We start from the raw sequence: 17759 nt of genomic DNA on the forward strand, positions 1-17759 counted from the left end.
GGGTGGGGGTCAGAGATAGCCGGGCAGGGGGGACAGGCCGAACAGCATGGCGCCGGCGTTCTGGTAGGTGACGTCGCCGAGGAAGGCGTGCTGGGTGATCATCTGGACGTCGCGGACCTGCCGCGCGATCGGGCAGCGCTCATAGACGCCGGCCATGCCGGTCAGCATCTGCGCCCGGCGCGTCACGTCGGCGGCGGTGCGGGTGGCGTGGGTGGCCGACAGGCGCAGCATGCTGACCTGTTCCGGCGCCGGATCGTCGCCGGCCAGCAGGCATTGCCACACCTCGTCGATGGCGTCGTAGAACCAGGAGCGGGCGGCGCGCAGCTCTGCCTCCAGCCTCGCGGTCTCCAGCTGCGAGGCGACGCGCTCGCCCAGCTTCGGAGCGCCGGTGACCGACGTTCGGGAGCCCATGGAGCGGAGTTCGTCCAAAGCGGCGCGGGCGATGCCGAGCGAGACGACGGACAGAACCTGCGCCGCGAAGGCCAGCGTGGGATAGCGGTAGAGCGGTTCGTCCAGCGCCGATTTGCCGCCGCGTACGAAGGTCCATTCCTCCGGCACCACCACGTCGTCGACCACGAGATCGTGGCTGCCGGTGCCGAGCAGTCCGACGACATCCCAGTTGCGTTCGATCGTGACGGCGCTACGCGGCATCACCGCCATGCGCGGCAGACCGCCGGTGCCGTCGCTGTTCTTCGGCGCGATGCCGACGCCGACGATGTCGGCGCCCATGCAGCCGCTGGCCCAACTCCACCGGCCCTTCACCTTCAGGCCGCCATCGACGAAGACCGCCGGCTGCGGCGGGAAGATGCCGCCGGCGAAAACGAGGTCTGGTCCGCGGGCATAGAGGCTGCGCAACGTGTCGAGCGCAGGGCCGACAGATAGACCGCCCCGATGCCGAAGCTGGCGACCCAGCCGGCCGATCCGTCGGCCTCGGCGATGCGCTCCACCAGCCGGCAGAACTCAGCCGGGGAGCGTTCGTCACCGCCGAAGCGCCGGGCGACCAGCGCGCGGTAGACACCGAGCGCGCGGTAGCGTTCGACGATGTCCTGGGAGATGAACTGTTGCTGTTCGAATTCGGCGCGTCGGCCGCGGATCTCGGTCAGAAGCTCCGCAAGCAGAGCGTCGTCGAAGCTCCGGCCGCCGTCCTGTGTCTGCGCGGGCAGAGTCACCAACATGGGGATCTCCATAGCGGGTGATGGAGGGAAGGCGCGCGTCCGCATTCGGAGAGCGGCTCCATCCATGGCATCGGGGAATGGGGGGCTGAAGAGGCTCAGGTTGGACCGGGCAATCGCTCGGCGATGTAGGCCGCGACCGCGCACAGCAACTCGTCCGCGCCCTTGGCGGCGACCAGCTGCAGGCTGGCCGGTGCGCCGCCGACGGGGGCGAGCGGGATGGCGATGGCCGGGTGGCCGGACAGGTTGAAGGGGCGGACCAGCGTGGTCATGCGGACCAGCCGGCTGGTGTCGCCGGCATCCGCCACCAGCGGCGGCGGGCCGGCCATGGTCGGCAGCGCGATGACCGCCACCCGTGACAGCAGCGCATCGACCTCCGCGGTGAAGGCGTCGCGCACCGCCTCTGCGCGGGCCAGATCCTCCGCCGTGGTGCGGGCGGCATTGCGCAGGCGGACCGCCACGTCCTCGCCGACCAGACCGGTTTCCACCAGTGCCGCGCAGGCCGCCCAGGTTTCGACATTGATGACCGAAAGCCCGGCCTCGAAGGCGGCGTGCATGCCGGTCAGGGCGAAGGATTCCACCGGGAGACCGGCGGCTTCGACCGTGGCCCGCACGGCGGCGGCGATGGCGTCGTCGGCGTCGGTTTCCAGCAGGCCGATGGCTACGCCATCAATGGGCGGCAGCGGTCCGAAGGTCGGATCGATGCCCGCCATGCAGGCGATCAGCCGGTCCATATCCGGGGCGAAGGGGCCGACGCAGTCCAGCGTGCTCCGGGCCGGCATCACGCCGCGGCGGCTGACCCGCCCGAAGGTCGGCTTCAGCCCGAACACGCCGCAGCAGGCGGCGGGGATGCGTACGGAACCGCCGGTGTCGGTGCCGATGGCGGCATCGGCCAATCCCGCGGTGACCGCGGCGGCCGACCCGCTGGACGAACCGCCAGGCACGAAGTCGGGGTATTTCGGGTTCGGTGCGGTGCCGGCCCAGCGGTTGATGCCGGTGGTACCGAAGGCCAGCTCGTGCATCGTGGTCTTGCCGGTGATCCGCCAGCCGGCGGCGAGCAGATTGCCCACGATTTCAGCGTTTTCCGCGGCCGGCGGAGCGTCGTCCAGAGACCGGCTGCCGGCGCGTGTCGGCGTTCCGGCGATGTCGATGCTGTCCTTGATCGCCACCGTGGGCGCCGCGTCGCGGTGGGTGGCGTCGCCGGCGAGGTCGAGCGATTGAACGAAGATTGTCATGGGCAATGCCTTCCCCGGTCGAACCGGACTCCCCGAGTACCCACACGACACCGGGCTTATCATACGCCGCCGGGATCGGAGCCGTTCGGGGTGGATGGGATGACCGAAGCCTAATGGCGAGAAACGTGAATAGTCAATTGACTTTGGAAAAATAATTTTTGGCAGCGAAGCACAAAATCCGAGCAGTGCTTTGGCGGCGACGCGGGCGGAGAAGCGGAACGAGATCGAGGCCTGCTAGTATTCATCATTCTGATAAAAAAGAATTTTCCAGGACCTTCGTACTTTCCGGATACGGCCTCATTCCAAAGTACCTGATCGGCGCGCTTGGTGGGAGTTCGCCTGCAAAGCATGCATTCGAGTGCCAAAAAATGGGCAGTTTTTCTTGAAAATTCGATTGCGGATTCACGGAACTCTGGCTTAATGGACGGCAAGAGCGACCGGCACCAGACGTGACCACCACAGGATTTCATCGGTGGTGCGTGGTGTCGCCGCCATCGAACTCCCGAAGAACGAAGCTGCCGGGCAATATTGGCCGGCGTGATGCGGAAGCGTCTTTGCTTTCTCGTGTCCTTCCGGTCTTCGTACCGGCGGGATCCTCGTTAAATGTTCGCGTCTTCTATTGTCGCTGTATTGGGTGATTGAGCGGCGGCGCTGCCGCTTTCATTGGCGCGGTCTTTGCTTTGTTCCTTTCAGCAGAACAAGAGGTTGGGCGGCAGGGGGCTCCTTCGGGAACCGGCCGCACCGGCCCGGCGGGTCCGGCGGAGAAAAGCCTGTCGGACCTGGACAGACGGCAACACGAAATGGCGGCAACACGAAATGGAGGGTGTGGTGATTGCAAAGAAACTGGCGGTTTCGCTGCTGTTCGGGGCATTCGCGGTGGGCGCCGCCCTGCCGGCCGATGCGCAGGTGAAGGTCGGCGTGGTGACCTCCTCGACCGGCCCCATCGCGCTGGTCGGCATTCCGCAGAAGAACAGCGTGCCGCTGCTGCCGGCCAGTGTCGGCGGCCAGACGGTGCAGTACATCACGCTCGATGACGGCAGCGACCCGACGGCCACCGTCGCCGCCTTCAAGAAGCTGATCACCGAGGAGAAGGTGGACGCCATCATCGGCCCGTCCGGCTCGCCCAACGCAATGGGCGTGATCCAGTTCGCGGCCGAGGCCGGTGTGCCGATGCTGGCCCCGGTCGGCACCGCCGCCGTGGTTCTGCCGATGACCGAGCAGAAGAAATGGGTGTTCAAGACCACTCAGAACGACGACCTGATCGCCGAGGCGCTGCTGGAGCACATGGCGAAGGCCGGCATCAAGTCGGTCGGCTTCATCGGCACCGCCGATCCCTATGGCGACAACTGGCAGAAGGTGTTCGGCGAGGGTGCGGCCAAGCGCGGCATCAAGCTGCTGGCGAGCGAGCGCTTCCAGCGGCAGGACACCTCGCTGACCGCGCAGGGTCTGAAGATCCTGTCGGCCTCGCCCGACGCGGTGCTGATCGCCGCCCCCGGCAGTTCCTCGGTGCTGCCGCAGACGACGCTGTTCGACCAGGGATATCGCGGCAAAATCTATCAGACGCATGGTGCGGCGCTGCCCGACTTCCTGAAGCTCGGCGGCAAGAAGGTGGAGGGCACGATCCTGGCCGCCAGCCTGATGCTGGTGCTGGACCAGGTGTCGGACAGCCATCCGTCGAAGAAGATCGCCGCCGACTATGTCGCCGCCTACGAGAAGCAGAACGGCTCCAAGCCCGCCACCTTCGGCGCCAACGTCTATGACGCCGGCCTGCTGCTGGAGCGCGCCATCCCCGTCGCCCTGAAGGGCGGGGAGCCGGGATCCGCCGCCTTCCGTAGCGCGCTGCGCGACGCGCTGGAACAGGTGAAGGAGCTGCCGGCGACGCAGGGCGTCTACAACCTGACCGCCGCCGACCACAGCGGCTTCGACGAGCGCGGCCGCGAGCTGATCACCGTGTCCGGCGGCAAATGGACGCTGGTGAAGTGAGCCGTGTGACGCACTGCCCGTGAAATGACCTCGTGAAGTGATCCGGCGGCGGCGACCCAGAATCCATTTTCCGGGCCGCCGCCGGAGCGAAGGGATACCGGTCATGAATCTCCAGATCGTCATGCTGCTGGGCCAGGACGGGATCACCAACGGCGCCATCTATGCGCTGTTGGCGCTGTCGATCCTGCTGGTCTTCACGGTGACCCGAATCCTTCTGATTCCACAGGGCGAATTCGTCGCCTTCGCCGCCCTGACCATGGCGGCAATGCAGGGCGGAACCCCGGTCCGGCTGGGCTGGCTGCTGCTGGCGCTGTCTACCGCCGCCCTGGTCATGGACAGCCATGCCGCATGGCGGCGCGACGGCCGCATCGCGGTTCGGCGCGGGCCGGTGCTGGGCCTCGCCTATGCCGCGGGGCTGACAGCGCTGACGACGCTGCTGCCGCTGGCCGAGGCCGGCGTCGCGCTGCAGGCGCTGGTGACGATGGCGCTGATCGTGCCGCTGGGGCTGGCGCTCTACCGCGTCTTCTACCAGCCGATCGCCGCGGCGCACCCGCTGGTGCTGCTGATCGTGTCCATCGCCGTGCATGTCGTGCTGGTCGGCGTCGGCCTGCTGATGTTCGGGCCGGAGGGAGCGCGGACGGAGCCCTTCTCCGACGGCGGCCTGAGGCTCGGCATGGTGATGCTGAACAGCCAGACCATCTGGGTGGTGGCCGTGTCGCTGGCGCTGATCCTGGGGCTCTACCTGTTCTTCGAGCGCAGCCTGTACGGCAAGGCGCTGCGCGCCGCCGCGGTCAACCGGCTGGGGGCCGAACTGGTCGGCATCTCGCCGGAACTGGCGGGCAAGGCCAGCTTCGCGCTGGCGGCGCTGATCGGCAGCCTGTCCGGCATCCTGATCGCGCCGATCACCACGATCTATTACGACAGCGGCTTCATCATCAGCCTGAAGGGCTTCGTCGGCGCGATCATCGGCGGTCTGGCGAGCTACCCGGTCGCCGCGCTTGGCGCCCTGCTGATCGGGCAGGCCGAATCCTTCTCCACCTTCTGGGCCAGCAGCTACAAGGAGGTGATCGTCTTCACGCTGATCCTTCCGGTGCTGGTCTGGCGCTCCCTCTCCCACCATGGCGCGGAGGACGACGAATGAAGCCCGGCGTGCTTTCCAAGACTCCCGCAGAAAAGCCGACCCTGTCGATGCCCAGACTGTCGCCGTCCGCCTGGATCCTGTTGGCGCTGCTGCCGGTGCTGGCGGTCTCCCCGCTGGTTCTGCCGACCTATCAGGTCACGCTGGCCAACAACATCGGCATCTTCGCGCTGGCGACGCTGGGCCTCGTCCTGCTGACCGGCGTCGCCGGGATGACCAGCTTCGGACAGGCGGCCTTCATCGGCGTCAGCGCCTACGCCACCGCTTATCTCGCCACGGTGTCCGCCGCCGAGCTGCCGGGGCCGCTCGCCTGGATGGCGGGGTCGCCGCTGGCCGGGCTGGCGGTCGGGCTGGTGCTGACGCTCGCCATCGCCACGGTGCTGGGGGCGGTGACGCTGCGGCTGTCGGGGCATTACCTGCCGCTCGGCACCATTGCTTGGGGGCTGTCGCTGTTCTACCTGTTCGGCAATCTCGAGTTCCTCGGCGGCCACACCGGCCTGTCGGGCATCCCGGCGCTGAACCTGTTCGGCATCGCCTTCGACCGGGCGGAGGCTCTGTTCTACCTGATCTGGGCGATCCTGCTGCTGGCGGTGGTGGCGACGCTGAACCTGCTGGACTCCCGCGTCGGCCGCGCCATCCGCGCGCTGCGCGGCGGTCAGCGCATGTCGGAATCGATGGGCGTCGACAGCTTCCGCGCCAAGATGACCGCCTTCCTGGTGGCGGCGCTTTATGCCGGGCTGGCCGGCTGGCTCTACGCCTACACCCAGCGCTTCGTCAGCCCGGCGCCCTTCAGCCTGCAGGCCGGCATCGACTTCCTGTTCATGGCGCTGATCGGCGGGGTGGGGCAGGTCTGGGGTGCGGTGATCGGCGCGGCCGGCGTCACCTTCGCCAAGCAATGGCTGCAGGATCTGCTGCCGCATCTGCTGGGCCGCACCGGCAACTTCGAAGCCATCGTCTTTGGCCTGCTGATCGTGCTGCTGATGCAGCGCCTGCCCGGCGGCATCGCCGGCTGGATCGCCAAGGCCTTCGAGCGGCGGCGGCATCGGCCGGCTGCGCTGGAGAGCATCGACCTGCCCGCCGCCGAACCGCTGCCGCGCCGGCCGATGCCGCAAAAGGGCGAGGTGGTGCTGGAGGCCAATGGCGTGACGCGGCGCTTCGGCGGGCTGGTCGCCAACCGCGACATCAGCTTCACCGTGCGGGCCGGCGAGATCCTGGCGGTGATCGGCCCGAACGGCGCCGGCAAGAGCACGCTGTTCAACCAGCTTTCCTGCGTCGACCATCCGTCCTCTGGCGAGATTCTGTTCCGCGGCGAGCGCATCGACGGCCGCACCGCCCGCGCCATGGCCGGCGCCGGCCTCAGCCGCAGTTTCCAGCACGTCAAGCTGCTCCCCACCATGTCCGTGCTGGAGAATGTCGCCATCGGCGCCCATCTGCGCGGCTCCAAGGGCGTTGCCGCCGCAGCATTGCGGCTGGACCGGGCGGAGGAGGCGCGGCTGCTGGACGAGGCGCGGCGCCAGCTGATCCGCGTCGGGCTCGGCCAATACCTGCATGTCGAGGCGGGCAGCCTCGCGCTCGGCCAGCAGCGCATCCTGGAGATCGCCCGCGCGCTGTGCGCCGATCCCTGCCTGCTGCTGCTGGACGAACCGGCCGCCGGCCTGCGCTTTCTCGAAAAGCAGGCGCTGGCCGAACTGCTGGTCAAGCTGCGGTCGGAAGGAATGGCGATCCTGCTTGTCGAACATGACATGGACTTCGTCATGGGGCTGGTCGACCGCGTCTATGTGATGGAGTTCGGCGAGCGCATCGCCGAGGGACCGCCCGAGACGATCCAGACCAACCCGGCCGTTCTCGAAGCCTATCTGGGAGGTGTCGAATGAGTGCGCCGCTGCTGGAGGTCACCGACCTCTGCGTCTCCTACGGCAAGATCGAGGCGCTGAGCAACGCCAGCCTGCGGGTCGGCGAGGGGCAGATCGTCACCGTGATCGGCCCGAACGGCGCCGGCAAGACCACGCTTCTGTCCGCCATCATGGGCGTGTTGCCGTCGCGCGGCCGGGTCAGCTTCCTCGGCCATGACGGGCAATCGCCAGCCATTCAGGACATGGTGGCGCGCGGCATGAGCCTCGTGCCGGAAAAGCGCGCCTTGTTCGCCACCATGAGCGTGGAGGACAATCTGCGGCTCGGCGGCTTCCGTTTCCATTCGCGGTCGAAGCGCGAGCAGGACGCGGCGATGGAGGAACTCTACGCCCTGTTCCCGCGGCTGAAGGAGCGGCGCGGCCAGATGGCGGCGACGCTGTCGGGCGGCGAGCGGCAGATGCTGGCGCTGGCCCGCGCGCTCATGGGCGGGCCGAAGCTGCTGATGCTGGACGAACCGTCGCTGGGACTGGCGCCGCTGATCGTGCGCGAGGTCTTCCGCATCATCGCCGAACTGCGCAGCAAGGGCGTGTCGATCCTGCTGATCGAGCAGAACGCCCGCGCCGCCCTGCGCGTCGCCGATTACGCCTATGTGCTGGAGCTGGGGCGCATCGCCATGGAGGGGCCGGCGTCGCAACTGGCCCACGATCCGCGCGTGGTGGCAGCCTATCTCGGCATGGCCGGCAAGCATCAGGAAATGCTCGCCTCATGACGGAGCCGGACTGGCGAGAGGGTTCAAAAGCCGGGCGCTGGCATGTCGGGATCGCCGGGGCGGGGGCCATCGGCACCACGCTGGCGGTGCGCATAGCGCGGGCCGGGCACCGGGTCGGCGTGTTGGCGCGCGGGGCGACGCTGGATGTCATCCGGCAGGACGGGCTGCACCTGACCGACCGCGAGGGCGAGCATCATGTGCGGGTGGCGGCCGGGCCGGCGGAGGAACTCGGGCAGCCGGACCTGCTGTTCCTCTGCGCCAAGGCCCAGGACCTGCTGCCGCTGGTGCGTGCCGCCCGGCCGATGATCGGGCCGGACACGCTGGTCGTCCCGGTGGTGAACGGCATCCCCTGGTGGTATTTCGAGGGAGAGGGCGGGCGCCACCAGGGCCGCGCCGTCCGTGCCGTCGATCCCGATGGGGCGCTGAAGGAACTGGTGCCGCTCGACCGCGTGATCGGCGCCATCGCCTACATCACGGCGGAACGGATGGCCCCCGGCGTCGCCCGCAGCTTCAACCCGCTGAAGCTGATCCTGGGCGAAATCGACCACCGCCCCAGCGACCGGCTGGCCCGCGCCGCCGCCATGCTGACCGCCTGCGGCATCCACACCCAGGCGAGCGGGCGGGTGCGCGATCCCTTGTGGACCAAGGTGATCGCCAACCTTTCCTCCAACCCGCTGTCGGTGGTGTCGGGGGCGACGCTGCAGGACATCTACGGCGATCCGTCGCTGTCGCACATCGCCCGCCAGATGCTGTCCGAAGCGCTGCTGACCGCCGCCGCCTATGGCGCGCGGATCGAGTTGGACCCGGCGTCACTGCTGGCGATGGGGGCCGGGATGGGGCCGGTGAAGACCTCCATGCTCCAGGACTTCGAGAAGGGGCTGCCGCTGGAACTCTCCGCCATCTGCGAGGCCGTCATCGAACTGGCCGAGCTGCAGGGTCTGTCCATGCCGCTGACCCGCAACATCGCCATCCTCGCCCGCTTCAAGAGCGACAGCGCGCTGCGCGCCGCCGCGGGCCTGTAACCTCCATCCGAAGAGGACCGCAAACCATGATGACTGCGACCGCAACCGCGAGTTCCATTGCCCCGAAGCTCGGCCACAACAGCGTCGTGAAGCCCGCCCACATCGGCGAGGAGGAGTGGGCGTTGCGCTGCCAGCTGGCCGACTGCTACCACCTCGTCGATTTCATGGGCTGGACCGAGACGATCTTCAACCACATCTCCGCCCGCCTGCCGGGGCCGGCGCACCATTATCTGGTGAACCCCTTCGGCCTGAACTACACCGAGGTGACGCCGGCCAACCTGCTGAAGGTCGGGCTGGACGGCGAGAAGCTGGAACCGTCGCCCTATGACGCCAACCCCGCCGGCTTCGCCCTGCACAGCGCCATCCACGAGGCGCGCGCCGACATCCATTGCGTGATCCACACCCACACCACCGAGGTGTCGGCGATCGTGCAGAAGAAGCAGGCCTTCTCGCACAACGACTTCTACGGCGCCCAGCTCTATGGCCGCGTCGGCTACCACACCTTCGAGGGCATCACCCTGTTCGCCGACGAGAAGCCCCGCATGCTGGAGAGCCTTGGGGACAAGCACATCCTGGTGCTGCGCAACCACGGCATCGCGGTGGGTGAGTCCAGCATCGCCAAGACCTTCTTCCTGCTGTGGACGGTCCAGCGCGCCGCCGAGATCCAGACGCTGGCCGACAGCATGCGCGGCGAGGACGTGGAGCTGTCGACCGAGGTCCGCCAGAAATGCAGCGACCTGACCGCCATGCTGATCCGCGACAGCGGCTTCGCCGTGAAGTTCTTCGACGCCATGGTCCGCAAGATGCGGGCGGAGCGCGGGCCGGGCTGGTGAGCGGTCGCGGCGTCGCAAGGCGTTTGGCAATCCAACCGGCGATTGGTACAACAGGGTCCCGGCCTCGCCAAACGCTGGACAGACATTGGGCATCATGGCCATCACAAAGAAGCTTCGGCGCTACATCCCGTCGGACCCCGAATTCAAGGTCGAGGAATTCCCCTTCTACTGGCTTGCCCGCGTCCAGGGCATCTACACGCAGAAGATGGAAACGGCGCTGAAGCGGATCGGCACCGACATTCCGACCTGGCGGGTGCTGTTCATCCTGAAGACGCACGGCACGTCGAGCATCTCGGAGATCTCGACCCACGCCATCGTCAAGCTGTCGACGATGACCCGCATCGTCTACCGCATGAAGGCGGAAGGGTTGGTGGACACCGGCACCAACGCCGACGACGGCCGCGTGACCGAAGTGACGATGACGCCGGCCGGCCATGCGCTGGTCGAACGCATCCAGGACGCGACGGAAAGGCTGTTCGCCCGCAGCTTCGACGGGATGTCGGAAATCGCAGATCGGCAAGCTGAATGCGACCCTGCAACAGCTCTACGGCAATCTGGCGGAGGATTGAGCTCCCCGTCGCGGCGTTTGAAAGCCGAGCGTTTCCCGGCAGGACTCATGGGGGCGGCACGCCTACCGCCCGTTCAGCGTGCGCACCGCCATCGCAGCGGCGGCGGCGCGGTTCTCTACGCCCAGTTTCGAGTAGATCTGTTCCAGGTGCTTGTCGACCGTGCGGGGGCTGAGGCCCAGGATCTCGGCGATGTCGCGGTTGGGCTTGCCGTTGGCGATCCACATCAGCACCTCCGCCTCCCGCGCGGTCAGGGACAGCTTGTCCTTCAGCAGGGCGTCGTCACCGGCGCCGCTCTCCTCCACCAATTGCAGCAGGATCTCGTCGGGACCGGTCTGGCCGACCGGGCTGAGGCGCAGGCTGCGGCCGTCCGCCCCGGTGGCGATCACCACGCTGTCCGGCTTGCGTCCTGATCCGCCTGCCTGCCGCTCGGCCAGCCAGCGCCGCGCCTCCTCCGGCAGCGACACCCCGTTTCCCGTATCGGCCCCGAAGGCGGCTTCCAACATGCGGGTGGTCTGCGGTGTGCACCACAGCACCTCCCCCTTGTGGTTGGCGGCCAGCAGGGTGCTGCCGGTGACGTCCAGCGCCGCCCGCGTGCTCTGCGCCACGCGGGCGTTGGCGAGATGGGCGTACATGCGGGCGATCAGCGTTTCGGCGACGATGGGCTTGGTGACGTAATCGACCCCGCCGGCAGAGAAGCCCTTCAGGATATGTTCGGTCTCGGTCAGGCCCGTCATGAAGATGACCGGAACATGGGCGACCTGGCTGTTGCGCTTCAGCTGCCGGCAGGTCTCAAAGCCGTCCAGCCCCGGCATGATGGCGTCCATCAGGATGACGTCGGGCGTCACCTGCTCCAGCAGGGCAAGGGCCTTGCGGCCGTCCAGCGCCACCAGAACGGTCACGCCGGCCTCCTCCAGCGCATCGGTCAGGAAGCTGAGGGCTTCGGGCGAATCGTCGACGACGAGGACGACGTCACGCGGTCTGGTTGCGGATTTCATCGTCATGGCCGGGTTCGGCATGGCTGGGTTCGTCATGGCTGTCATCGCGGTACACCGCCTCCAGCGCGGCCATATACTGGTTCAGGTCGTAGTTGCTGACGAGCGTGCGCATGCGGCCGACGAAGCGATCCAGTTCCGGATGGGCGGCGGCGATCTCGGCCAGCTTGGCCTGCATGCCCCGGACATAGCCGATGCGGCCGAGATGGATCAGCTCGGCGATGTGGTGCTGCGGCGGCAGTTCCGACGCGACGAAGACCGGCGGGCCGTCGTCGCTGCCGGCCGCCGCCTCATACTCCCACTCGATGCCGCGCAGCCGGCCGATGCAGGCAAGCAGCTTCGGTATGGACACCGGCTTGGCAACGAAGCCGTCATGCGGCTGGCCGGGAGCGGGGGCGGAGCGGTCCTCCCGCGTGTCGGCCGACACCAGGACGATGGTGGTGTCGCCATGGCCGGTGGCGCGCAGGTGCCGGGCCACGTCCAGCCCGTTCATGCCTGGCATCGAGATGTCGAGCAGCAGGATGTCCGGCCGGTGCAGTTCGGCCATGGCGAGGCAGTTCGGACCGTCGGTCGCCTTGAACACGGTGAAGCCCAACTCGGTCAGCAGGTCGGCCAGCAGGTTGCGGTGGGCGAGGTCGTCGTCTGTGACCAGCACGCTCAAACGGGCCCCGCGATAGCCGCGGATCGGATGGTCGGGCTGAGCGGCGGCGGTGGACAGCATCGCCGCCGACATCATCAGCCGCACCCGGAACAGGCTGCCCTTGCCGGGGGTGCTGGTCACGGTGATCTCGCCGCCCATCACCTCGGTCAGCAGCTTGGTGATGGTCAGGCCGAGACCCATGCCCGGCACCATCGGGTTGGCGGCCGACCCGCGCTCGAAGGGCTGGAAGATGCGCTCGCGATCCTCGGGAACGATGCCGGGGCCGGTGTCCTCCACCTCGAACTCGGCGATCTGGCTGCGGTGGCGCACGCGCAGGCAGACGGTGCCGACATCGGTGAATTTGATGGCGTTGGACAGCAGGTTGATCAGGATCTGGCGGATGCGGCCTTCGTCGGTGAAGACGACCGGCGGCAGATCTTCAGGCGCCTCGAAGCGGAAGGCGATGTCCTTGGCCTCCGCCTGAAGGCGGAACATGCCGACGAGCTGGTCGAGCAGTTCGCCGAAGCGGACCTCCGCCCGGTTCAACTGCAGCCTGCCGCTTTCGATCTTCGACACGTCCAGCAGCCCGTCGAGCAGGCCGGACAAATGCTCCGCGCTACGCCGGATGACGCGGACGGCGTCGATGCGGTGCGGCGGCATGGCGGGATCGCGCTCCAGCATCTGCGAATAGCCGAAGATGGCGCTCAGGGGCGTGCGGAATTCGTGGCCGATGCCGACCAGATAGCGGCTCTTGGCGAGGTTCGCCGCCTCCGACGCCTCCTTCGCCTTCTGAAGCTGGGCGTCGGTGCGCTCATGCGCTTCGATCTCCTGCATCAGCAGGTCGGTCTGCCTGCGCGTTTCCTCCTGCGCCACCTTGCGGCTTTCGCGGGCCAGCACGAACAGCCAGGTGGCGACGCCGGCCACGATCATCAGGATGAAGAAGACCTTCCACAGCGTGCTGCGGATCAGCGCCTGCGCCTCCGCGTTCACGGACGCGACCTCGACATAGACCAGCGACAGCACGGCGCCGACCGCCAGCCCCAGCATCAGCAGCACCGCCAGATAATGGCCGAACCGCGCCTTGAGCGCCGTCGCGGCCTTCGCCGGCAGCACGGCATCCAGCGCGTTGCGCAGCTGAACGCCCAGCCGGGCGTCGCGCTTGCAGCCGTCGCCGCAGCGTGCGTCCAGCGAACAGCAGAGCGAGCAGATCGCCCCGGCATAGACCGGGCAGAAGGCCATGTCGTCCGGCTCGAAGGCATGCTGGCAGATGCGGCAGCGGATCGCCTCCTCCCCGTTCCAGTCGTCGAAGGGACGGCGGGCGATGTAATACTCGCCGCGCGTCGCCCAGGCAATGGCGGGTGCGGCGATGAAGGCGGTGGCAAAGGCAAGGAAGGGCGCGCAGACCTTCAGCGTCGGCCCCAGCGCGCCGAGGAAAGCCAGCATCGACAGGATCGTCGCCAGCAGCATGGCGCCGACGCCGACCGGGTTGATGTCGTAGAGGTGGGCGCGCTTGAACTCGACATGGCGCGGACTGAGGCCCAGCGGCTTGTTCACCACCAGATCGGCGACCAGAGCGCCGATCCACGAGGCCGCGACGTTGGAATAGAGCCCCAGCACCGGCTCCAGCGTCTTGTAGATGCCGAGTTCCATCAGCATCAGGCCGATGACGACGTTGAACACCACCCACACCACCCGGCCGGGATGGCTGTGGGTCAGGCGCGAGAAGAAGTTCGACCAGGCGATGGAGCCGGCATAGGTGTTGGTGACGTTGATCTTCAACTGCGACAGCACGACGAACAGGCCGGTGAGGCCCAGCGCCAGCTGCGGCGACGGCGTCACATACTGGAAGGCGACGAGGTACATCCGCGTCGGCTCGGCGGCCAGTTCAAGCGGCACCGCGTTCTGCAGCGCCAGCACCACCAGGAAGGATCCCAGCAGAAGCTTGATCGTGCCGATGACGATCCAGCCCGGTCCGGCCGCCACCAGCGCCGCCCACCAGTACAGTTTCCTGCGTCCCCGGGCGTCGGGGTCGTAGGGCAGGAAGCGGATGAAATCGACCTGCTCGCCGATCTGCGCCAGCAGCGAGAACACCACCGACGCCGCGGCACCGAACAGCATCAGGTCGAAACCGCCGGCGCCCGTCTCGGCGGACCGTCCGGTGAAACCGGTCCAGGCGGTGAAGGCACCGTCGTCTTGAATCGCGATGAACAGGAAGGGCAGGGCGTGCAGCGCCAGCCACAGCGGCTGTGTCCACAGCTGGATGCGGCTGATGACCGTGAAGCCGTAAGCGACCAGCGGGATCACCACGAGCGAGCTGACGACATAGCCGGCGGCGAGCGGCAGGCCGACCACCATCTCCAGCGCGGTCGCCATGATCGCCGCCTCGATGGCGAAGAAGATGAAGGTGAAGGAGGCGTAGATCAGCGAGGTGATGGTGGAACCGATATAGCCGAAGCCGGCGCCGCGCGTCAGCAGATCCATGTCCACGCCGTATTTGCTGGCGTAGTAGCTGATGGGAAGCGCGCTGGCGAAGATCAGGAGGGCGCCGGCCAGGATGGCGAGCACCGCGTTGGTGAAGCCGTAGCCGAGCGTGATCGATCCGCCGATGGCCTCCAGCGCCAGGAAGGAGATCGAGCCCAGCGCGGTGTTGGCGACCCGCGACGGCGACCAGCGCCGCGCCTTGCGCGCGGTGAAGCGCAGCGCGTAATCCTCAAGAGTCTGGTTGGCGACCCACCTGTTGTAGGTCCGCCGGACCGCGACCACCCTCTGGCGCCCCGCCATCGGCCCCATTCACCCTCCCGACAGATTGTTTGCTCGACGGATTATTTCTTTCTGCTGCTCCGGGCCTTGTTCGCAATGAATTTCCTAGTGTACGCAGTCTTGCAAAAATAAATCGGTAGAACAACAAGACAAAAGAGTGCCGATCTTCTGCGCGAGAACACGGTCTATCCACTCGCTTCTCGGTGGTTGCGAGTGCCCGGCCGCCTTCAGACTGGTGTCAGTGTATAACCATTTGCCGGCCGGCACCCCTATACGCAAATCCACGTATTGCTGCGCTGCACCGATCGGCCAACCATCGGGCCGTCCAGTCGCGGATCGCTCCGCCAACTCTCCAAGAATACCGCCTTCCGAAAAGGACCGCGCTCGTTGGCCGGCGACCTTTTGCAAGGCGATAACGGCCAAACATCAGGAGGTTTCATGTCCTCTGACAAGATGGATGCGGACAAGCCCAATGGCGGCATTCCGTCGCCGCTCCGCCGCAAGCTCCTCCTCGGCATGGCGGCGCTTCCCGCCGTCGCACTGCTGCCGCGCGGCGCGCTGGCCCAGGCGCTGCCCACCAGCGCCGTCAACACGACGAAGCTGGCGGTCACCGACAGCACGGTGAAGGTCGGCATCCTGCACTCCACCACCGGCACCATGGCGATCTCGGAGACCGGCTCGGTGCAGGCCGAAAAGCTGGCCATCGCCCAGATCAACGAGATGGGCGGCGTGCTGGGCCGCAAGATCGAGGTGATCCAGGAGGATGGCGCCAGCGACTGGCCGACCTTCGCCGAGAAGGCGCGTAAGCTGCTGGTGGAAGACAAGGTAGCGGCGGTGTTCGGCTGCTGGACCTCGGCCTCGCGCAAGGCGGTGCTGCCGGTGTTCGAGCAGTACAACGGCATGCTCTACTACCCGACCTTCTACGAAGGGCTGGAGCAGTCGAAGAACGTCATCTACACCGGTCAGGAAGCGACGCAGCAGATCCTCGCCGGGCTGGACTGGGTGACGAAGGAGAAGGGGGCGAAGTCCTTCTTCCTGATCGGTTCCGACTATATCTGGCCGCGCACCTCCAACAAGATCGCCCGCAAGCATATCGAGATGAAGGGCCAGAAGGTGGTGGGCGAGGAGTATTTCCCGCTCGGCCACACCCAGTTCAACTCCGTCATCAACAAGATCAAGCTGGCCAAGCCGGACGTGATCTACGCCTCGGTCGTCGGCGGCTCCAATGTCGCCTTCTACAAGCAGATGAAGGCCGCCGGCATCGATCTGAACAAGCAGACGCTGATGACCATTTCCGTCACCGAGGACGAGATGCTGGGCATCGGCGGCGAGAACATCGCCGGCGCCTATGCCTGCATGAAGTATTTCCAGTCGCTGAAGAACCCGAACAACGAGAAGTTCGTCGCCGCCTTCAAGAAGATGTGGGGCGGCGAGAGCGTGATCGGCGACGTGACCCAGGCGGGCTATCTCGGCCCCTGGCTGTGGAAGCTGACGGCGGAAAAGGCGCAGAGCTTCGACATCGACAAGATCGCCGCCGCGTCGTCCGGCATCGAGTTCACCGGCGCGCCGGAAGGCTATGTCCGCGTCCACGAGAACCATCACCTGTGGAGCAAGACCCGCGTCGGCCGCGCCCGCACCGACGGCCAGTTCGACGTGGTCTACGAGACGGCGGACCTGATCGAGCCGAACCCGTTCCCGAAGGGCTACCAGTAAGGGGAGCTAGACCCCCACCCTAACCCTCCCCCGCTTCGCAGGGGAGGGAACTGCCGCCGAACGTTGACAAAGCTCCTGTCCCCCTCCCCTGCGAGAGCGGGGGAGGGTCGGGGTGGGGGCAAGTGTGACGGGAGTTCCCATCATGTTCGAGGGCTACAGCCTGGCCGAGCTCGGGTCGATCTTTGCGATGCAGGGATTCGCCGGCCTCATCCTGTTTTCCGTTTTCGTGCTGATGGCGCTGGGCCTCGCCATCATCTTCGGGCAGATGGGCGTCATCAACATGGCGCACGGGGAGTTCATGATCCTCGGCGCCTATGTGACCTATCTCTGCTCCACCTTCATTTCCAATTACATGCCGGCGCTGTTCCCGGCCTATTTCTTCGTCGCCATGATCCTGGCCTTCTTCGCCAGCGGGGCGCTGGGGATGCTGGTGGAATGGGGGATGATCCGCTTCCTCTACCGCCGCCCGCTCGACACGCTGCTGGCGACCTGGGGATTGAGCCTGATCCTGCAGCAGGTCTTCCGCTCCGTATTCGGCGCGCGGGAGGTCGGCGTGGTGCTGCCGGACTGGCTGATGGGATCGGTCGCCGTCACCGACACCATCGAGGTGCCGATCAACGGCCTCTTCGTCATGGCCCTGACCATGGCCATCACCATCGTGATCTATGCCGTGATGTTCCGGTCGCGCTGGGGCCAGGGCGTGCGGGCGGTGATGCAGAACCGGGTGATGGCTGGCGCCGTCGGCATCAACACCGAGAAGGTCGACCGCTACACCTTCGGGCTCGGCTGCGGCATTGCCGGGGTGGCGGGCAGCGCCTTCACCATGGTGGGCTCCACCGGCCCGACCTCCGGCCAGCTCTACATCGTCGACACCTTCCTGGTGGTGGTGTTCGGCGGCGCCCAGAGCCTGATCGGCACCATCGCGTCGGCCTTCACCATCAGCCAGGCCCAATCGACGATGGAGTTCTTCCTCAGCGGCTCGACCGCCAAGGTGCTGACCCTGCTGACCGTCGTCGTGATCCTGATGCTGCGCCCTCAGGGCCTGTTCGTCCTCAAAGTCCGCCGCTGAGGAGTCCTTGACC

General features: G+C 67.0%; 13 protein-coding genes and 1 pseudogene. 9 read left to right on the forward strand and 5 right to left on the reverse strand.

The features are described 5' to 3' along the window. Positions 1-9: 9 nt before the first annotated feature. The 3 genes from F1643_RS16465 to F1643_RS16470 form a co-directional block, all read right to left on the reverse strand. The gene (locus tag F1643_RS16465) at positions 10-855 is read right to left on the reverse strand and encodes an acyl-CoA dehydrogenase family protein (protein WP_255542899.1); all 846 of its coding nucleotides are present in this window, start codon (positions 853-855) and stop codon (positions 10-12) included. Then, a complete protein-coding gene (locus F1643_RS23585; RefSeq protein WP_255542900.1) occupies positions 765-1175 on the reverse strand; it encodes a hypothetical protein in 411 nt (136 codons plus the stop codon). The genes F1643_RS16465 and F1643_RS23585 overlap by 91 nt, the downstream gene beginning before the upstream one ends. A gap of 95 nt (positions 1176-1270) precedes the next feature. Next, on the reverse strand, positions 1271-2407 hold the full coding sequence (locus tag F1643_RS16470) for an amidase (RefSeq protein ID WP_194914304.1): 1137 nt from the start codon (positions 2405-2407) through the stop codon (positions 1271-1273). A gap of 828 nt (positions 2408-3235) precedes the next feature. On the opposite strand from F1643_RS16470, the gene F1643_RS16475 reads away from it, so the two are divergent. From F1643_RS16475 to F1643_RS24995, 7 genes and pseudogenes are all read left to right on the forward strand, one after another. Beyond that, entirely contained in the window at positions 3236-4390 is a 1155-nt protein-coding gene (locus F1643_RS16475; protein WP_370540648.1) for an ABC transporter substrate-binding protein, read from the forward strand. A 103-nt stretch (positions 4391-4493) separates the two neighbouring features. Further along, complete coding sequence (locus tag F1643_RS16480; RefSeq protein ID WP_194914306.1) at positions 4494-5531, forward strand: branched-chain amino acid ABC transporter permease; 1038 nt, start codon at positions 4494-4496, stop codon at positions 5529-5531. Beyond that, on the forward strand, positions 5528-7402 hold the full coding sequence (locus F1643_RS16485) for an ATP-binding cassette domain-containing protein (protein ID WP_206692530.1): 1875 nt from the start codon (positions 5528-5530) through the stop codon (positions 7400-7402). The genes F1643_RS16480 and F1643_RS16485 overlap by 4 nt, the downstream gene beginning before the upstream one ends. Next, positions 7399-8148, forward strand: a complete 750-nt coding sequence (locus F1643_RS16490) for an ABC transporter ATP-binding protein (protein WP_194914307.1) — start codon at positions 7399-7401, stop codon at positions 8146-8148. The genes F1643_RS16485 and F1643_RS16490 overlap by 4 nt, the downstream gene beginning before the upstream one ends. After that, complete coding sequence (locus F1643_RS16495) at positions 8145-9170, forward strand: ketopantoate reductase family protein (RefSeq protein WP_194914308.1); 1026 nt, start codon at positions 8145-8147, stop codon at positions 9168-9170. The genes F1643_RS16490 and F1643_RS16495 overlap by 4 nt, the downstream gene beginning before the upstream one ends. A 26-nt stretch (positions 9171-9196) precedes the next feature. Continuing rightward, the gene (locus F1643_RS16500) at positions 9197-10003 is read left to right on the forward strand and encodes a class II aldolase/adducin family protein (RefSeq protein WP_255542901.1); all 807 of its coding nucleotides are present in this window, start codon (positions 9197-9199) and stop codon (positions 10001-10003) included. 205 nt (positions 10004-10208) lie between these two features. Further along, positions 10209-10349: pseudogene (locus tag F1643_RS24995) on the forward strand (MarR family transcriptional regulator); the annotation flags it as partial. 285 nt (positions 10350-10634) lie between these two features. Here F1643_RS24995 and F1643_RS16510 read toward each other — a convergent pair. Then, positions 10635-11573, reverse strand: coding sequence for a response regulator transcription factor (locus F1643_RS16510; RefSeq protein ID WP_194914310.1), 939 nt, complete (start codon positions 11571-11573; stop codon positions 10635-10637). Beyond that, positions 11542-14994: an ATP-binding protein gene (locus tag F1643_RS16515; RefSeq protein WP_255542902.1), complete on the reverse strand. Its 3453-nt coding sequence runs from the start codon at positions 14992-14994 to the stop codon at positions 11542-11544. Before F1643_RS16515 ends, F1643_RS16510 begins: the two co-directional genes overlap by 32 nt. A gap of 408 nt (positions 14995-15402) precedes the next feature. Here F1643_RS16515 and urtA point away from each other — a divergent pair, with 408 nt between their 5' ends. Together urtA and urtB are read left to right on the forward strand one after the other, a co-directional pair. Continuing rightward, positions 15403-16677: an urea ABC transporter substrate-binding protein gene (urtA, locus tag F1643_RS16520; protein WP_255542903.1), complete on the forward strand. Its 1275-nt coding sequence runs from the start codon at positions 15403-15405 to the stop codon at positions 16675-16677. 142 nt (positions 16678-16819) lie between these two features. Then, positions 16820-17746 carry an urea ABC transporter permease subunit UrtB gene (urtB, locus tag F1643_RS16525; protein ID WP_194914311.1) on the forward strand — a complete coding sequence of 309 codons (927 nt, stop codon included), beginning with the start codon at positions 16820-16822 and terminating at the stop codon, positions 17744-17746. Positions 17747-17759: the final 13 nt, after the last annotated feature.

Source organism: Azospirillum sp. INR13 (genome assembly GCF_015390205.1).
GTDB lineage: Bacteria > Pseudomonadota > Alphaproteobacteria > Azospirillales > Azospirillaceae > Azospirillum.